This is a genomic window from Flavobacterium algoriphilum, from assembly GCF_048158655.1.
GTDB lineage: Bacteria > Bacteroidota > Bacteroidia > Flavobacteriales > Flavobacteriaceae > Flavobacterium > Flavobacterium algoriphilum.
Genome location: NZ_JBLNKY010000007.1, coordinates 144487 through 163325, shown reverse-complemented (window position 1 = coordinate 163325; position 18839 = coordinate 144487). Strand labels below are relative to the sequence as shown.

At 32.4% G+C, this 18839-nt stretch carries 16 protein-coding genes; 11 read left to right on the top strand and 5 right to left on the bottom strand.

All coding sequences use genetic code 11. From position 1 onward, the window contains the following. Positions 1-2: 2 nt before the first annotated feature. A complete protein-coding gene (locus ACM55G_RS12775) occupies positions 3-2033 on the bottom strand; it encodes a S41 family peptidase (protein ID WP_416844324.1) in 2031 nt (676 codons plus the stop codon). A gap of 6 nt (positions 2034-2039) precedes the next feature. Next, entirely contained in the window at positions 2040-3122 is a 1083-nt protein-coding gene (gene gcvT, locus ACM55G_RS12770; RefSeq protein ID WP_416844323.1) for a glycine cleavage system aminomethyltransferase GcvT, read from the bottom strand. Between the two features lie 262 nt (positions 3123-3384). Here gcvT and ACM55G_RS12765 point away from each other — a divergent pair, with 262 nt between their 5' ends. Beyond that, positions 3385-3819, top strand: a complete 435-nt coding sequence (locus tag ACM55G_RS12765; RefSeq protein WP_416844322.1) for a DUF2147 domain-containing protein — start codon at positions 3385-3387, stop codon at positions 3817-3819. A 59-nt stretch (positions 3820-3878) separates the two neighbouring features. Next, positions 3879-6329 (top strand): replication restart helicase PriA, encoded by a 2451-nt coding sequence (priA, locus tag ACM55G_RS12760; protein ID WP_416844321.1) that lies wholly within the window; start codon positions 3879-3881, stop codon positions 6327-6329. An 8-nt stretch (positions 6330-6337) separates the two neighbouring features. Here the strand turns inward: priA and ACM55G_RS12755 are convergent, their stop codons facing one another. Beyond that, entirely contained in the window at positions 6338-7033 is a 696-nt protein-coding gene (locus ACM55G_RS12755; protein WP_416844320.1) for a LytR/AlgR family response regulator transcription factor, read from the bottom strand. A gap of 166 nt (positions 7034-7199) precedes the next feature. Here ACM55G_RS12755 and rpsF point away from each other — a divergent pair, with 166 nt between their 5' ends. The 6 genes from rpsF (at position 7200) to ligA (ending at position 14275) form a co-directional block, all read left to right on the top strand. Beyond that, positions 7200-7541: a 30S ribosomal protein S6 gene (gene rpsF, locus ACM55G_RS12750; protein WP_035671622.1), complete on the top strand. Its 342-nt coding sequence runs from the start codon at positions 7200-7202 to the stop codon at positions 7539-7541. A gap of 5 nt (positions 7542-7546) precedes the next feature. Next, a complete protein-coding gene (rpsR, locus tag ACM55G_RS12745) occupies positions 7547-7843 on the top strand; it encodes a 30S ribosomal protein S18 (protein ID WP_331577917.1) in 297 nt (98 codons plus the stop codon). Positions 7844-7909: 66 nt separating this feature from the next. Beyond that, a complete protein-coding gene (rplI, locus tag ACM55G_RS12740; RefSeq protein WP_416844319.1) occupies positions 7910-8353 on the top strand; it encodes a 50S ribosomal protein L9 in 444 nt (147 codons plus the stop codon). 95 nt (positions 8354-8448) lie between these two features. Next, positions 8449-11613: a TonB-dependent receptor gene (locus ACM55G_RS12735; protein ID WP_416844318.1), complete on the top strand. Its 3165-nt coding sequence runs from the start codon at positions 8449-8451 to the stop codon at positions 11611-11613. Positions 11614-11721: 108 nt separating this feature from the next. Beyond that, positions 11722-12195, top strand: a complete 474-nt coding sequence (locus ACM55G_RS12730; RefSeq protein WP_416844317.1) for a DUF6495 family protein — start codon at positions 11722-11724, stop codon at positions 12193-12195. Positions 12196-12271: 76 nt separating this feature from the next. Then, positions 12272-14275, top strand: a complete 2004-nt coding sequence (gene ligA / locus ACM55G_RS12725) for an NAD-dependent DNA ligase LigA (RefSeq protein WP_416844316.1) — start codon at positions 12272-12274, stop codon at positions 14273-14275. A 307-nt stretch (positions 14276-14582) separates the two neighbouring features. Here ligA and ACM55G_RS12720 read toward each other — a convergent pair whose 3' ends face one another. Together ACM55G_RS12720 and ACM55G_RS12715 are read right to left on the bottom strand one after the other, a co-directional pair. Next, positions 14583-15494 (bottom strand): bifunctional metallophosphatase/5'-nucleotidase, encoded by a 912-nt coding sequence (locus ACM55G_RS12720; RefSeq protein ID WP_416844315.1) that lies wholly within the window; start codon positions 15492-15494, stop codon positions 14583-14585. Between the two features lie 141 nt (positions 15495-15635). Beyond that, a complete protein-coding gene (locus tag ACM55G_RS12715; RefSeq protein ID WP_416844314.1) occupies positions 15636-16445 on the bottom strand; it encodes a 5'-nucleotidase C-terminal domain-containing protein in 810 nt (269 codons plus the stop codon). 47 nt (positions 16446-16492) lie between these two features. Here ACM55G_RS12715 and ACM55G_RS12710 point away from each other — a divergent pair, with 47 nt between their 5' ends. The 3 genes from ACM55G_RS12710 (at position 16493) to ACM55G_RS12700 (ending at position 18831) form a co-directional block, all read left to right on the top strand. Then, positions 16493-17011 carry a DUF6913 domain-containing protein gene (locus ACM55G_RS12710; RefSeq protein WP_416844313.1) on the top strand — a complete coding sequence of 173 codons (519 nt, stop codon included), beginning with the start codon at positions 16493-16495 and terminating at the stop codon, positions 17009-17011. A 6-nt stretch (positions 17012-17017) separates the two neighbouring features. After that, positions 17018-17905 (top strand): 4-hydroxy-tetrahydrodipicolinate synthase, encoded by an 888-nt coding sequence (dapA, locus tag ACM55G_RS12705; RefSeq protein WP_416844312.1) that lies wholly within the window; start codon positions 17018-17020, stop codon positions 17903-17905. A gap of 131 nt (positions 17906-18036) precedes the next feature. Continuing rightward, positions 18037-18831: an outer membrane protein assembly factor BamD gene (locus ACM55G_RS12700; protein ID WP_416844311.1), complete on the top strand. Its 795-nt coding sequence runs from the start codon at positions 18037-18039 to the stop codon at positions 18829-18831. Positions 18832-18839: the final 8 nt, after the last annotated feature.

Below are 18839 nucleotides of genomic sequence, written 5' to 3'. Positions count from 1 at the left end.
TTTTATTTCAAAGTATTAAAATCTTCAATTATCGTAATGGCTTCATTTAAATAATGATTCTTTTTTAATGCATCCAACTGGAATTGATTGTTACTTTTTTCTAATGGATGAATGGCCAGAAGAAATTTATTGAAATTTGAATTGTAAACATTTAAATTAATATTTCCGGAATCAAAAGAATTAATATCGGCCCATAAATTACTGACTTCATTTTGTTCCTCAAAAACCATATCAATTGTCAATGGTATTGCTTTTTTTGGTTGGTTTACTAAATCATCGATTCGTCTATTAATCGTTTTTATAGCATTAAAATAAGAATCGTTAATGATTCGGAGTTTGCTGTTTTCTGCTACTTTTTGAATTAAATGATTTTTCACATAAGGTTTAAATTTAATAAAAGTATTAATACTGTCATTTTTGAAAGCTGTAGGAAAGTCATTTTCTTTTTGAAAGATTTTTTCATAGATTTCCGGGATTTGAACATTTGGAAAAACACCTACACTTTGATGACTTTCACCAGTTATTCTGTAAAATTTATTGACGGTTAATTTTATAAAATTTTTAGTATCATTTTCTTCTAAAGGGACTATGGTTTGCATAGTTGCTTTTCCTAAAGTAGTACTGCCGATTAATAATGCCCGATGATAATCTTGAAGAACCGATGCGAAAAATTCACTCGCTGATGCAGAATTACCATTTATTAAAAGTACAATTGGATCTTTGTAAATCATTCCTTTATAAGGATCATTAATTGTAGTTTGTCCTTTTTTATTATCAATTACTACGGATATTGGACCGGTATCAATAAACATTCCGGCTAGTTTTATCGCTTCTTCCATCGATCCGCCCCCATTATCCACTAAATCAATAATTAATCCCTTAATGTTATCTTTCTTTAATTTGATTACTTCATTAGCAACATCTTGCGCACAACCTTTACTGCTATAGCCCTCTAAATCAGCATAAAAACTAGGGATTTTTATATATCCTATTTTGGTGTCTTTTTCAACAATAAAACTATAAACAGTGTTTTCTTCATCTTTTATGACTTGCTTCTCGATTAGTACTTCAAAATTTTTTCCAGAATTACGGCGCAGTGTTAATACAATGTTTTTATTGGCTTCTGAGAGAATCATGTTCGAAATGGATTCCAGTGAAGCACAAGAAACCAGTAAAGTCTCTTTTAGGTTTGAAATCGAAACAATCTGATCTCCTTTTTTTATTTTTCCAGTTAGAAATGCGGGACCATTTGGATCTAATTCATCTACAATAATTTCACTTTTTTCGTTTAAACTTACATTCAGTCCTATTGATAAATGTTCCTTGGATAACGAAGCTACAAAACTTGACTTGGAATCATCACTAAAATAAGCAGTATGTGGGTCGAAGTATCCGCAAAAAAGATTGTAGAGGCTTTCAGCTAAGAGCGATTCATTTTGTAAAATGCTATTTATTCTACAGAGTTCATTTTGAATAATAGTGTTTTTCGAATGAATGGCCAATACATTAAAATTGGTTTTAATAGAATCTATTTTTTTGCTTACTTGAGCAATATCATCCAGAATTTCGTATCGAATTTTTTTTCTCCAAACTTTCTCCACCTGATTGTCTACCAAATAGATTGGAAATGCTTTTTTATAAAACTGAATCGTATCCTTCTCTTCATAATCGATGGTTTCTTTATCGATTTTTTCTAAAATGTTCTTATTTCTTAAAAGATCTTTTTCGTAAACCGAAGCAATATCGGTTAGAAAAGTACAATCTTTATCTTTAATGAGATTGTCAATATTCAAACGGTATTTTTGAGATAAAACATTATATTCTGATTTCAGAAAAACAGTTCTTGAAGGATCAAGTTGGTCAATAAAACTATCAAAAACAAAAACCGATAAACTGTCGTCTACCGGTTTTGGATTAATATGCTCACGCTGAATTAAAACATTTATTTTAGAGAGTATTTCACAAGTTTTGGCATCATTTTGACCAAATAGTGAAAATGTAGTCAAGAATAATACGAGTGAAATTTTCTTCATTTATTTTTATTTCTTGTAAAAAGGTAATTTTACCACTTTGGCAGGAACATCATTTTTACGTATTCTAATAAATATATCGCTGTCTAAAGCGCTGTTTTCAATGGTAACGTAGCCTAAACCAATTCCTTTATTCATGGATGGCGACATGGTACCCGAAGTTACAATTCCTATTGTATTGCCTGAAGCATCCACGATTTCATAATCATGCCTTGGAACGGCACGTTCCTGCATTTCAAAAGCCACTAATTTTTTGGAAACTCCCGCTTCTTTTTGTTTTTTAAGGTTTTCTGAATTCGTGAATTCTTTCGTAAATTTAGTAATCCATCCCAAACCAGCTTCCAAAGGAGAAGTAGTGTCGTTGATGTCATTTCCGTACAAACAAAATCCCATTTCTAATCGTAACGTATCACGAGCGGCAAGACCGATTGGTTTGATTCCAAAAGGAGCGCCTGCTTCAAAAACTTTATTCCAAATTTGTTCTACGTCTGAATTTTTGCAATAAATCTCAAATCCTCCAGAACCTGTATAGCCTGTTGCTGAAATAATTACGTTGTAAATCCCTGCAAAATCACCCACTTCAAAGTGGTAATAAGGAATAGCTGATAAATCCTTAGAAGATAATGATTGCATGGCTTCAACAGCTTTTGGGCCTTGAATTGCCAATAGCGAATAATCATCAGATATATTTTCCATTGCTACAGCCAAATCGTTATGTGCAGCAATCCACTCCCAATCTTTATCAATATTAGAAGCATTTACGACTAATAAATACTGTTCCTCTTTCAGTTTGTAAACAATCAAATCATCTACAATTCCACCGTCATTGTTTGGTAAACAAGAATATTGTGCCCTTCCAATTGTCAAAGTGGAGGCATCATTAGAAGTTACTTTTTGTATTAATGCCAACGCATTTGGTCCCGTAAGCAAGAATTCACCCATGTGAGAAACATCAAAAACACCCACAGCATTTCGAACCGTTTCATGTTCTGCATTCACACCTTCATATAAAATAGGCATATTGTATCCGGCAAACGGAAGCATTTTTGCTCCCAAACTCTCGTGTATGTGCGTAAGCGCAGTATTTTTCATTGTTATTTTGTATAAGATTTCAAGTGGCTAATTTATTGATTTTATTTCGGGTGACAAAGGTGTATATATGCAAAATTTAAAGCTTCAAACGTTTTCGTAACAACAGACGGAACAATTTTTTTTAAAATAATTTTCAGGATTTAATCCAATGAAGTTAGCAAGCTATTTCCTGCTATTCATTACAATCTTTTCCTTTTTAATGTTTAATTTTACAATTAATTAATTTGAGGGCTCTAATTTGCGAGAGTATAAATCAACTATCATGAAAAAAAGTAGATTAGTTATTATAGCGCTGTTTTTTGTTACTATTTTTTATGGTCAAAATCAAACGGTTATTGGTAAATGGAAAACTATTGATGACGAAACTGGAAAAGCCAAATCAATAGTGGAAATCTATGAGAAATCAGGAAAAATTTATGGTAAAGTAATTGAAATTTTGGAAGAAGAACATAGAAAAAAAGTTTGTACTAATTGTTCAGGCGAGGATAAAAACAAACCTATTCTTGGAATGACAGTAATAAAGGGGTTGACAAAAGAAGGAAATCAATATACAAGAGGTAAAATCTTAGATCCTAAAAACGGCAAGCTTTATAAATGTTACATTACATTAGAATCAAAAGATAAACTTAAAGTTCGCGGTTTTATTGGGATTTCATTGTTTGGTCGAACACAATATTGGTACCGAGTAAAAAGTTAATTGCAAACGGAATAACTTTAATACATGCCCAAATAATAATAAATACCTAAAACCTAAAAATGCATTTCGTCGAAGTAATTTTACCACTTTCTCTTGCCAAAACCTTTACTTACAGCGTTTCTGAAGCCGAATTTCATTATATAAAGAAAGGAATGCGTGTGGCGGTGCCTTTTGGTAAAAGTAAAATTTACACGGCGCTAGTTATTGAAATTCATCAAAATGAACCGACTTTATACGAAGCCAAAGAAATTCACCAAATTCTGGATGAAAAACCCATCGTTACTGAAATCCAAATTGTGCATTGGCAATGGATAGCTGCTTATTATATGTGTGCTATTGGTGATGTGTATCGAGGCGCTATGCCAAGCGCGCTTTTGCTGGAAAGCGAAACCATAATTTCTCAAAAGCAAGATTTATTTGTGGATGAAAGTTTGCTTTCTGATGATGAATATCTGGTTTATCAAGCTTTGCAACAGCAAAGTTCCCTTAAGGTTCAAGACATTATAGCCATTTTAAACAAGAAAAATATCTTTCCTGTTATTCAAAAAATGATTGACAAAAATATATTAGTCCTTGAGGAAGAAATTTCAGAAAGTTACAAGCCAAAGTTAGTTCGTTACGTGCGTTTGGATTCTAAATACGAATCGAATGCAGGTTTGGGCGAATTGTTGGAAACTTTGAAGAACGCCAACAAACAAAAGGAAATTGTACTGACTTATTTTCAATTGAGTGCTACCGAAAAAAAACCGATAACCGTTAAAAAACTAGTCGAAGCGGCTAATTCCTCTTCGGCAATTATAAAAGCATTAATTGAAAAAGAAATATTTGAGGATTATTTTCTTCAGGAAGACCGAGTGAATTTCAATGGAAAAATAAGAGAAGATCAATTGCAATTAAGTCAAGCGCAGCAAACTGCTTTTGAGGAAATTAAAGATAGTTTTACTAAAAAAGAAGTCTGTTTGTTACACGGTGTAACTTCCAGTGGGAAAACTGAAATTTATATTAAGCTTATTGAAGAATATCTGGAAACAGGAAAACAAGTGTTGTATTTATTGCCTGAAATTGCTTTGACCACACAATTAGTGGGAAGGTTGAGAACTTATTTTGGAAATAAAGTCGCCGTTTTTCATTCGAAATATAACAATAATGAACGTATTGAGGTTTGGAATCAAGTTTTGGTAAATTCCGAGAAAGCGCAAGTAGTAATAGGAGCGCGATCAGCTTTGTTTTTGCCTTTTCATAATCTGGGATTTATTATTGTTGATGAAGAGCACGAACAAACTTTCAAACAAGTAGATCCAGCGCCACGCTATCATGCGCGTGATGCTGCGGTGGTTTTGGTTCATTCGCATAAAGCAAAAGTTTTATTAGGTTCGGCAACACCAAGTATTGAGACATATTTTAATGCAAAATCAGAGAAATATGGTTTAGTCGAAATTTCGAAACGATTTGGAAACGTAATGATGCCAAATATTGAATTGGTGGACTTGAAAGACAAATACTTTCGCAAAAAAATGACGGGGCATTTCAGTGATGTTTTAATTGAAGAAATCAATACGGCTTTGGCATTAGGTGAACAAGTGATTTTATTTCAAAATAGAAGGGGGTATTCTCCTATCATAGAATGTATCACTTGTGGCAATGTTCCTCAATGTCAGCAATGCGATGTGAGTTTGACCTATCACAAACATAAAAATCAGTTGCGTTGCCATTATTGTGGGTATACGATGGCAAAACCGACGCATTGTCATTCGTGTTCCAGTGTAGATTTGACTACAAAGGGCTTTGGAACAGAGCAAATAGAGCAAGAATTGATTTCTATTTTTCCAAATTCAAAAATAGGAAGAATGGATCAGGATACCACACGTGGTAAATTTGGTTTTGAGAAAATTATCGATAGTTTTAAGAATAGAGAAATTGATGTTTTAGTGGGAACGCAAATGCTTGCCAAAGGATTGGATTTTGACAATGTAAGTTTGGTAGGAATCATGAATGCGGATAATATGTTGTATCATCCTGATTTTAGGGCATTCGAAAGAAGTTTCCAAATGATGACTCAAGTAGCGGGTAGGGCTGGGCGTTCGGAGAAACAAGGAAAAGTTATTATTCAAACCTACAATCCCAATCATAATACTATACAGCAGGTAACCAATAATGATTATCTTGGAATGTATAAGGAGCAATTGTATGACAGGCAAATTTATAAATATCCTCCTTATTTCAGAATCATAAAACTAACATTGAAACAACGCGATTTTGATAAACTAAAGGAAGGTGCTATGTGGTTGTATCAAGTAATGAGTCAAAATCTTACTATGCCAGTATTAGGCCCTGAGGAACCTGCTATAAATAGAATCAGAAATGAATACATACGAACAATCATTATTAAAATTCCACAAAATGTGTCTGTAGTAAGCACAAAAAAAACTATCCAAAAGATATTGAATAGTTTTGAGGCTGTTGCTCAATACAGAGCTATAAAAGTTACGCTAAACGTTGATTTTTATTAAAAGTAGTTTTATGCAAACGATAGGGCTTTAACTAAATCTTCTTTTTTATTTCTGCTTAAAGGTATTTTGGTAACTCCAATTTCGGCAAATTTACTGTTGAAGCGCTCTACTTTGTCTATATTTATAATATAGGACTTGTGAACTCGGATGAATTTTTCTTTAGATAGATCATTTTCAAAAGATTTCATCGTAGAAAGTACTAAGTTGCTGTCTTCTTCTGTAACAACTCTAACATAGTCGCCAAAAGCTTCAATCCATTTAATTTTAGAAGTGAAGATTTTTAATTTTTTAAGATTACTCTTAATGAAAATATGTTCCCCTTCTTCTTCTTTATTTTCTTTTTTAAGAGAATATAAATCCATTGCTCTTCTAACTGATGCATTGAATCGATCTATAGCAATAGGTTTTTGCAGATAGTCGGTAGCATCGTAATCAAATGCCTTCATGGCATACTCAGCTTTAGAAGTGATAAAGATAATTTGTGGTTTAATTTTTAAACCGTCTAAAAAATCAAAACCGCTAATTACAGGCATTTCAATGTCTAGAAATATTAAATCCACATTGTGTACGGACATGCAACTTCTAGCTTCAATTGCATTAGAAAAATCACCAATTAAATGCAGATTGGGATGATTATTCACTAACTTTGCAATAATCATTCTTTGAATTGAACTATCGTCAACTACTACACAATTAAGTTTCATAATTTTGTATTTTAAGATTTGGAATAGTAAATTTACTAATCATTTTTTTAAAAAACTAATTTTCATCGGTTTTTTTTACCATACAACGAATAAAGTGAAATTATCATTGTTTATTTAAAATAATTGATTACTTTCGCAGCCAAATTAACAAATAAATAAAATATTTATGAATCATTATGAAACTGTTTTCATTTTAAATCCCGTTTTATCTGAAGTTCAGGTAAAGGAAACAGTAAGCAAATTTGAAGATTTTCTTACTAGTCGTGGAGCTGAAATGGTATCGAAAGAAGACTGGGGTCTTAAAAAGATGGCTTACGAAATTCAAAACAAAAAAAGCGGTTTTTACCATTTATTCGAATTCAAAGTAGCAGGAGAAGTTCTTATTGCTTTTGAAACTGAATTTAGACGTGACGAAAGAGTAATGCGTTTCTTGACTGTAAGTTTAGACAAACACGCTATTTCTTGGGCTGAAAGAAGAAGAACTAAATTAAAATCTACAAAAGCTTAATTATCATGGCAACATTACAACAATCGGCTTCAGGAAAAAAAGACGGAGATATCAGATATCTAACGCCTTTAAACATAGAAACAAACAAAACTAAAAAATATTGTCGTTTTAAAAAATCAGGTATCAAATACATTGATTATAAAGATGGTGATTTCTTATTGAAATTTGTAAACGAACAAGGAAAAATTCTTCCTCGTCGTTTAACAGGAACTTCATTAAAATACCAAAGAAAAGTTTCAGTTGCAGTTAAGAGAGCACGTCACTTAGCTTTAATGCCATATGTGGCGGATTTATTAAAATAATTAAAAATTAACAGTTGTTGGTTTTCTGAAATATGAAACCTAACTTCTCAAATAAAGGACAACAACATGGAACTTATTTTAAGAAAAGATGTTCAAAATTTAGGATTTAAAGATGATGTAGTAAATGTGAAAAACGGATACGGTCGTAACTTTTTAATTCCACAAGGTCACGCTCATTTAGCAACTTCTTCTGCAAAGAAAGTATTAGCTGAAAACCTAAAACAAAGAGCACATAAAGAAGCAAAAGTTGTAAACGATGCAAAAGCATTGGCTGAAACTTTAAAAGCTATCGAAATTAAAATTTTCGCAAAAGCAGGTGGTGAAAAATTATTCGGTTCAATTACAAATATTGATATTGCTGAAGCTTTAGCTAAAGGTGGTCAAGTAATTGACAGAAAATTTATTACTAGTGGAATCGTTAAACGTACAGGAAAATATGCTGCTAACGTTAGATTGCACAGAGATGTAATTATTGAATTACCTTATGAAATTGTTGCTGAAAAAGCATAAATTTGTTAACATATTGTTAATAAATTATTAAAATCACTCTTAGGAGTGATTTTTTTTTGTTTATTTTTGCACCCCAATATAACACATTTATACAAATGAAAAAAATCATTACTTTATTATTAATTTTATGTAGTTTCAGCGCTGTCATTGGGCAAACTACAACTTCAAGCATCAAAGGGATTGTGCGAGGTTCTGACAATGAGACGCTTCCTGGAGCGACGGTTCAGGCAATCCATATTCCGACAGGTTCTAAGTATTCAGCGTTATCTAATGCGGATGGAAGAATCAGTTTATTGAATATGAGAATTGGTGGTCCTTACAAAATTGTCGTAACCTATGTAGGATATAGAAGTGAAGAATACAATGATGTTTACCTAGATTTAGGTAAAGTATTCAGTTTAGATGTTGTCTTAAAAGATGAAAGTCAAAAATTAGAGGAAGTAAAAGTAGTTGGTTCTAAAAACAGAGTTTTTCAAAGTGGAAGAACCGGTGCGGAAACCACTATCGGTCGAAGAGAATTATCAGCGTTGCCTTCTATTTCTAGATCAGCTGATGATTTTACCCGCTTAGAACCAACAGCAAGTGGAGGTTCTTTTGGAGGTAGAAACGATCAATACAATAGTTATTCACTAAATGGTGCAGTTTTTAACAATCCTTTTGGATTAGATGCAGCAACTCCGGGTGGACAAACTGGCTCTCAGCCTATTTCATTGGATGCAATCGAGCAAATTCAAGTTGCCACTGCTCCTTATGATGTAACATTATCTGGTTTTACGGGAGCTTCTGTAAATGCAGTCACTAAATCAGGGTCAAATGAATTCCATGGTACTGCTTATAGTTTTTATAGAAATCAGGATATGACAGGTAATAAAATTAAAGGTGAAAAAATATTTGTACCCTCATTAGAGCAAAAACAAACGGGTTTTAGTCTTGGTGGTCCAATTATTAAAAACAAATTGTTTTTCTTTACCAATTTTGAAATTGATAAAAGAAGCGATTCAGGATCAAATTTTGTTGCTAATGATGGAAATGGAACAACTGGAGTGAATGAATCCAGAGTATTAGAAACTGATTTAATGCATGTATCTACTGAGTTAGGTAAGTTAGGATATAATACAGGTGCTTATCAAGGATTTACACACAATTCTAATTCAAGTAAAGGAATTGTAAAGTTGGATTGGAATATTAATGACAACCATAAACTAGCTGTTATTTATAATTTTTTAGATGCTTCAAAAGATAAACCTGCACATCCTACCGCTATTATTCGTAGAGGAATTGATGCAAATACGTTACAATTTGAAAATTCAGGGTACCAAATTAACAACCAAATTAGCTCTTTTTTAGTAGAATTAAATTCTAAATTTAGTGAGACGGTTTCTAATAAATTACAAGCTGGTTATACTCATTTTAATGATTTTAGAAATCCGTTTTCTACTCCTGCGCCTGTAATTACAATTACTAAAGATGGTTCGCCTTACATTATAGCAGGTCATGAGCCTTTCTCTATCAATAATAAATTAGATCAAAAAGTAATTCAAATTACAGATAATTTGAATATTGTTAGAGGAAATCATACCTATACATTAGGTTTCTCATTCGAAAAGTTCATTTTCAAAAATTCATTTAACTTAAAAGGGTATGGTTTTGATGTTTTTGGAAGTACAAATATGGCTGGTTTTGATGCGAATATTGCAAATGGGTATTACAGCACTGCAATAAAAAACGCACAGACAACTTTTGATACAAAAAATGCATTGAAAGACGGTGTTGATGGGGGGTGGAATTTAGCTGAAACGACAGTAGGACAATTAGCTTTTTACGTTCAGGATGAGTGGAATATCAGTGATAATTTTAAATTAATTTATGGATTAAGAGCTGATAAGCCATTGTATTTTAATACATCTGAATTAGCTCAAAAATTTATTGACACAGATAATTCAGAAGGATATTTGCCAAATATTGATTATTATAACCCAGCTGATGGAAGTGTAAAGAATTTTGATTCAACTAAATTACCCAATAATAATTTACTTTGGTCGCCAAGAGTTGGCTTCAATTGGGATATTAATGGAGATAAAAAACAACAGTTGCGTGGAGGTACTGGAATTTTTACCGGTAAACTTCCTTTTGTATGGATTGGAAATCAAGTAGGCGGTATAGATCCATTTTTCTATCAAGTAGTAGACGAAGATTTTAAATTTCCACAGGTTTGGAGAACGAGTTTAGGATTTGATCACAAATTCGAAAATGATTATATTGTAACCATAGACATGTCTTATAATAAAGATTTAAATGGGGTTCATATACAAAATTGGGGGTTAAAAAGACCAACAAGTCAATTGACAGGTGCAGATAATAGAGCAATATACGGTAATGCGGATTATGGTACTTGGACAGATTATGGTTTTCCAGCGAGAACTAATGGATATGTATTGACTAATACCAATAAAGGAAGTGCATTCAACTCTTCTATTAAAGTACAAAAGACTTTTGATAATGGATTGTTTGCAAGTTTGGCCTACAACTATTTGAAGTCACAAGATGTTAATTCTATTGAAGCAGAAATTACGGGTGATGCTTTTGCTTTTAATCCGGCTTTAGGGAACGTGAATGATGCAGTTTTATCTGATTCTAAGTATGGCGATACGCACCGTTTTATAGGTGTAGCTTCAAAAAAATGGAAGTATGGTACTAATGACAAATGGGCTACTACTGTATCGACTTTCTTTGAATACGCTCAAGGAGGCCGTTTTAATTATACGTATGGTGGAGATATTAACAATGATGGGGCAAGTGGAAATGATTTAATTTATATACCAACTTCAGCCGAAATTAGTACTATGATATTTACAGGTGGAGTTAGTCAAGGTGCAGCATTTGATGCCTTTATCAAGCAAGACAACTATTTGAGTGATAGAAGAGGTCAGTACGCAGCACGTTATGGTGCGCTATCTCCATGGAGAGGAAAATGGGATTTTAAAATAATGCAAGATTATAATTTTAAAATTTCTTCAGCTTCTAATAAAACCAATACAATTCAATTTAGTATTGATGTATTGAACTTAGGTAATTTGATTAATTCGGATTGGGGATTGGTTCAAGTACCAACAAGTGTACAGCCAATTGGAGTGTCAGTCAATCAAACCACAAAAATACCAACCTATACTTTTAACGGTACTCAAACCAAAACCTTCAACTATGATGCAAGTTTATTATCAAGATGGCAGGCACAGTTTGGAATTAGATATATTTTCTAAAAAAAGATAAAAAATATAGATTAAATTTGCCCTCTCGTTTGAGAGGGTTTTTTTTGTTTTATAAATTCAAAAAACAGCTAAAAAAAAGTTAAATATTAAAACGCAATAATGAAATACTCAAGATTAACAAAAGAACAATTTGAGGAATTGAATCAGGAATTCAGTACTTTTTTAGCAACGCAGACTATCGATAAAGCCGAGTGGGATAAAATAAAAGCAGAAAAACCAGAAGTTGCCGAACAAGAACTTGATGTGTTTTCTGATTTGGTTTGGGAAGGAGTACTTTCAAAAGCAACCTACTTAGAACATTTTTCTAAAAATCATATTTTTCTTTTTCATTGTTTTGATACTCATGTGCAATCAATTGTCTTGAAATCTTTAGTTCCAGAAACTGATTTCTTGACCAAACAAGGATTGCAATGGCTTAGCGATAATATGTTTACGGATACTATTGAAATGAAAGTGGGAAAAAAAGAGTTTACAGAAGAACGAAATACTTCAATTTTTGAATTAATACAACAAGGTTCGTTTTTAAGTGATGGTCTATTGTACCAACAAATAAATACAATTATAGAGTCATAATTGTATTGCGGTTTCTTTTAATTTGGTTATTTTAGTACATTTTTTCAAAAACTAAAATAGCCAATTTTTATTTTCTATGGATATTCAAAATACAATTCAAACTTTAAGAGAGGAATTAAATCAGCACAATTATAATTATTACGTGCTGGATAAACCAATAATTTCCGATTATGAATTTGATGTGAAATTAAAGCAACTCCAAGATTTAGAAAATAAATATCCAGAATATTTTGATGAAAACTCTCCTACGCAACGAGTAGGTGGTACAATTACGAAAAACTTCCAGACCGTTCCTCATGAACACCGAATGTATTCTCTTGATAATTCTTATTCTAAAGAAGAATTAGCTGATTGGGAAAAGCGTATTCAAAAAGTTCTTGGAGAAGTTCCATTAGAATATACCTGTGAATTAAAATATGATGGTGCATCAATCAGTATTACTTATGAAAACGGAAAATTAAAACGCGCCGTTACTCGTGGCGATGGTTTTCAAGGGGACGATGTGACTAATAATATTAAAACCATAAAATCAATTCCGCTTAAGTTGAAAGGAAATTTCCCTGCTACATTTGATGTGCGTGGTGAAATCATTTTGCCCTTTGCCGGTTTTGAAAAAATGAATCAGGATTTAATCGAAATTGGTGAATTACCGTATTCAAATCCCAGAAACACAGCTTCGGGAAGTTTAAAATTACAAGACAGCTCCGAAGTTGCAAAAAGACCATTGGATTGTTTATTATATTTTTTAATTGGAAATAATCTGCCTTTCAAATCACAATATGAAGGATTAGAAACGGCCAGACAATGGGGATTTAAAGCACCCAAAGAAGCAAAACTGGCTCGTAATCTAGAAGAAGTTTTTGAATTTATTGATTATTGGGATACTCATAGGCATACTCTTCCTTATGAAACAGATGGTGTAGTGGTAAAAGTAAATTCTTTTCACTATCAGGATGAATTGGGCTATACTGCCAAATCTCCGCGTTGGGCAATTGCCTATAAATTCAAATCAGAACAAGTTTCAACAAAATTAAATTCGATTTCGTATCAAGTAGGACGAACTGGAGCCATTACACCAGTGGCTAATTTAGCGCCGGTACAATTGGCAGGAACCATAGTGAAACGTGCTTCTTTACATAATGCTGATCAAATTGAAAAACTGGATATCCGTATTGAAGATACTGTTTTTGTTGAAAAAGGAGGAGAGATAATCCCCAAAATTATTGCTGTTGATTTAAGTAAACGTCCAGAAAATACAGAACCAACCAAATACATCACGCATTGTCCGGAATGCAATACAGAATTGGTCAGATCCGAAGGCGGGGCAAATCATTATTGTCCGAATTTTTATGGTTGTCCTCCGCAAATTATTGGACGAATACAACATTATATTTCCAGAAAAGCGATGGATATAGAGGGTCTTGGTGGTGAAACAGTTGCGTTACTTTTTAATAATGGATTGGTTCATAATTATGCAGATTTATATGAATTGACGGTTGAACAAATTCTTCCTTTAGAAAGGATGGCTCAAAAATCTGCCCAAAATTTAGTGAAAGGGGTAGGAAATTCAAAACACATTCCTTTTGAGAGTGTTTTATTTGCTCTTGGAATCCGATTCGTTGGTGAAACGGTAGCTAAGAAATTAGCGAAGCATTATAAGAACATTGATGCATTGAGTCAGGCGACTTTGATGGATTTGATTTTAGTGGATGAAATCGGAGATCGAATTGCACAAAGCGTGATTGATTTTTTCGAAAATCAAGAAAATAGAATTATCATTGAAAGATTAAAAAAACATGGGGTACAATTTGAAATTGTTGAAAAAATAAATCCAAATGCCACGGATAAACTTTTAGGAAAGACTTTTGTGGTCTCAGGAGTGTTTGAGAAATTTTCAAGAGACGATTTAAAAAAAGCTATTGAAGATAACGGAGGCAAAGTAGGAAGTTCTATTTCTGCCAAAACAGATTATGTTGTTGCCGGAGATAATATGGGGCCGGCTAAACTTGAAAAAGCCAATAAACTAAATGTTCCGATAATTTCTGAAGATGATTTTATGAAGCTGATAAATGAAAGCTAGAAAGTGTAAATGCAATAGTGAAAATTAAGGATAACTTGAAAAATAAATTAGTACTTTTTTTAAACTATTTTTTGCAACAATATTCTTTTCATTAATTACTTTTTTTTATTCTAAATACTGAAAGATACTTTTTTTAGGATTAGTTGCCTTTTTAATACACTCAGCATTGATAATTTATTCACATAATTAAATTGACAAAACTTACCGATTTCATTCTCTTACTGATTGCAACACAACATTACATTTTTTTTTTTATAAATTTGTTGTCTATGTGGAGTATTTCAACTTGATTTCAGATTCCGAAAAATCACACAATAATTGATGTTCCTTTGGATGAATTCTGTTTGTTATTATCCAGATAAAAATCAATTCGACCTAAATTAATTCCGTAACAACCCACTTGATTTACCAAAACTTCTTTGCCAATAATATTTTTTGCAACCGTTGGTTTGTCTAGAAAAGTATGCGTGTGACCGCCTATTATTAAGTCAATATCCTGGGTCAGTTCCGCTAGTTTTAAATCATAAATTTTATTGGATTCGTTTTTGTATTGATACCCTAAATGCGATAGGCAAATCACTAAATCACAATGCTGTTCTTTCTTTAAAATCCGTACCATATCTTGTGCGGTCTCAATAGGATCGTTGTAGACAGTCTCTTTATACATTCCTTTATCCACTAATCCATTGAGTTCTATTCCAAGGCCAAAAACACCCACTTTAATTCCGTTTTTATTAAATATCTTATATGGTTTTACAAAACCATCCATTACCGTGTTTTTAAAATCATAGTTTGCCGATAGAAATTCAAACATGGCATGAGGCATTTGTGCATACAAACCTTCAACGCCATTATCAAAATCATGATTTCCTATCGTGGAAGCATCATATTGCATCATGCTCATCAATTTAAATTCTAATTCACCTCCGTAATAATTAAAATAGGGGGTTCCCTGAAAAATATCACCGGCATCAAGCAGCAATACATTTGGATTTTCTTTTCGGATTGATTCTATAAGAGCCGCTCTTCGTACAACGCCGCCCATATTAGGATTTCTGGGATGATCCGCCGGAAAAGGATCTATATAACTGTGAACATCATTCGTATGTAGAATTGTCAAGTGTTTCGTCTCTCTGCATGTAAAGCTGGTTAATGGCAATCCTAAACTCAATAGTGCGGTACTTGCAGCGGTTTTCTCTATAAAATCTCTTCTTTTCATTTTTGTTTTTTTTTTTGGAGCTATTTCCTGCTGTACGCTAATCTTTATGTTTTTAAAGAAAAAACATAAGCATGCCGCTTCCATTAGGGCTAGGGCTATATATTTAGGAAACTATTTTCTTCTTTTTAACTGAAACCTTTTCTATTCAACAGTAATCCTGATATCATTTACAACAGGGATGGTATCCACTTCTTTGAAATAATCAATTAGAATATTTCGTAACTTATAATCCAAAACATATTTCTGAACGCCTTTTTTAAAGAAATCCATATTGTCCCCACCATTGGATAGATAATCATTGGTACCTACATAATAAATTTTGTCTTTTTCAATTATTTTTCCTTGAACTAAGATGTTTTTGGCGGTATTATTTTTGTCAATTGTAAAAGTTATACCAGATAAAGGATGTGGTTTTTTTTCGGCAATGAAATAATCAACTAATTCTAAAATTTGCAGTCCTTTTAAAGCGATAACAACCATGGTGTTTTCAAAAGGCATGATTTCAAAAGCCGTTCTTGTCGTAATATTTCCTTTTGGAAGAATAGAACGAATACCACCGTGATTCAGTAAACAGATATCGATATTCTTTTCTTCTCGCGCATTAAAGACTAAATTACCGCGCATCAAGGTAACATCGGCTAGTAAATTACCAATAGGAGTCTGCCATTTACCAGTGCTTTTATCTAAAGTTACCGGACAATACGCCAGAACGCTGTCTAAATCTTTATTAATGTGTTCACGGTAGGGTTTGATAAAGTTTTCAATTTGCTTTATCTGTTCGCCATCTAGGCTCGGGTCAGGAACTTGGTTTTCGTTTTCGGTAATTGGAATTTTTTTACCTTCTATTTTCTTAATGTAGTAATTTTGCTTACTGCAGGAAGTAATTAAAATAAATGTTAAGAATATAACAAAAAGTTTTAAAACATCGTTATACTTTTTTAGATTTACCATTTCAAATGCGACTTAATTAATTAATTTTGTAATCAAGTAAAAGTAATATGTTTTTAAATTACATAAAAGATTTTTCTGTAAAAAAAATATTAAAAAGCAGCTTGCAAAATGTTAAAAGCAGCTCGCTATCAACTTTGGTACAAACTGTAGGTTTGCTTATAGATGCCAGTTATTTTTCGGAAAAAGAGGCCTTGGTTAAGGAGTTAATAGCAAATGGAATTTCAGCAGACAATATTAAAATTATTGTTTACAAAGATAAATTTAGAAAAAGTGATGCACATAATCATCCTGCATTTGGAGCGAAACATATCAATTGGAAAGGGGAAATTACGGATCAACAGGTGAATGATTTTGTAAACGAAAAATTTGATTTGCTCATTAATTATTACGATGTTGAAAAAGCAATTTTAATGGTAGTTACTCACAATTCAAAAGCACAATTTAAAGTTGGATTTTCATCAATAGATAAAAGATTAAATCACTTGATGATTAATACGAATGCCGAAAATTATAAAGTTTTCACTCACGAATTATTTAGATATTTAAAAATATTAAACAAATTATAATCCAATATGCAATCATTAATAGGAACAGGTGTTGCCCTTGTGACACCATTTAACGAGGATTTTTCAATTGATACTGAAGCGTTAAAAAGAATTGTGAATTTCTCAATTGATAATGGAATTGAATACCTCGTGGTACTTGGAACAACTGCTGAAAATTCAACATTGTCTCATGACGAAAAAGAATTAGTTATCAAGACGGTAATAGAAACTAATAATGGAAGATTGCCATTGGTTTTAGGTGTTGGAGGTAATAATACAATGAAAGTTGTAGAGGAGCTTAAAACGAGAGATTTGTCAAAATTTGCTGCAATACTTTCGGTTTCACCATATTATAGTAAACCAACTCAGGAAGGAATCTACCAACACTTTAAAGCTGTTGCAGAAGCTTCTCCGATTCCTGTAATTTTATACAATGTTCCAGGCAGAACAGCAAGTAATATGTTGCCATCAACAGTTTTGCGTTTAGCAAATGATTTTGAAAATGTAGTTGCTATTAAGGAAGCGGCTGGTGATATTGTTCAGGCGATGCAAATATTGAAAAACAAACCAAAGGATTTTCTTGTGATTTCTGGCGATGATATGATTGCCTTGCCAATGATTTTGGCTGGTGGATCTGGCGTTATATCTGTAATTGGACAAGGTTTTCCAAAAGAATTCTCTGAAATGATTCGATTGGGTTTAAATAGAAAAGTAGAGGAAGCATTCAAATCACAATACCTTTTGTCGGACTGTATCGATATGATTTTTGAACAAGGAAATCCTGCAGGAATCAAACAAGTGTTTCTATCACTGGGAATCGCTGAAAACACAGTGCGTTTGCCATTAGTAAAAGTTGATGAATCATTGGCTGACAGAATTGGACAATTTGTTAAAAAAATGAATAAACAAGCGTAAAAAGCAATGTCTTTTTTTATGCAAAAATATATTTTGTAGTAGCTAAATTAATAACTAAATTTGCCACCGAAACTTCGGTATGATTTCTTGTAGATTGAACGCAACACAGAAATTATAAAAAAAGTAAAAAAATGAAAAAAATAATATCTCTATTGCTTCTTGTTACCGTTTTTTGTTCTTGTAACGAATATCAAAAAGCACTAAAAACCGAAGATGTTGCTGTAAAATTTGACATAGCTACTAAATTGTACGACACAGGTAAATACTCAAAAGCGATTCGTCTTTTTGAACAAATTGCACCGGCATACAGAGGGAAACCTCAAGCGGAAAAATTGTTTTACATGTTTGCACAATCATATTACAAAACCAAACAATATTATTTAGCAGGATATCAATTTGAAAGTTTTGTTTCTGGTTATCCTAAAAGTGAAAAAATTCAAGAGGCAGCTTATTTAGGTGCAAAAAGTTATTCAATGTTGTCACCTGTTTATAGTTTGGATCAGGCAGATACAGTAAAAGCGATAGATAAACTACAAGCATTTATTGATACTTATCCTAATTCGGAATACTTAGTAGACGCGAATACAACTTTGAAAGTGTTAAGTGATAAAATAGAGAAAAAAGTATATGAAAATGCAAAAGGGTATAATACTATTTCCGATTTTAAATCAGCGATAGTTGCTTTTGATAATTTTATAGCTGATTATCCCGGAACAAAATTCAAGGAAGATGCCTTGTTTTACAAATATGATTCCGCTTATCAGTTGGCAATCAATAGTGTTCCTGCAAAAATGGAAGAACGATTAAATGTTGCGAAAGTGGCACATTCAAATTTGGTTAAATTTGATGCCAATACAAAATACAAAAATAAAGCAGGCGAAATGTTCGCTAGAATTGAAAAAGATTTACAAAAATTTACTAAATAAATAAAGTC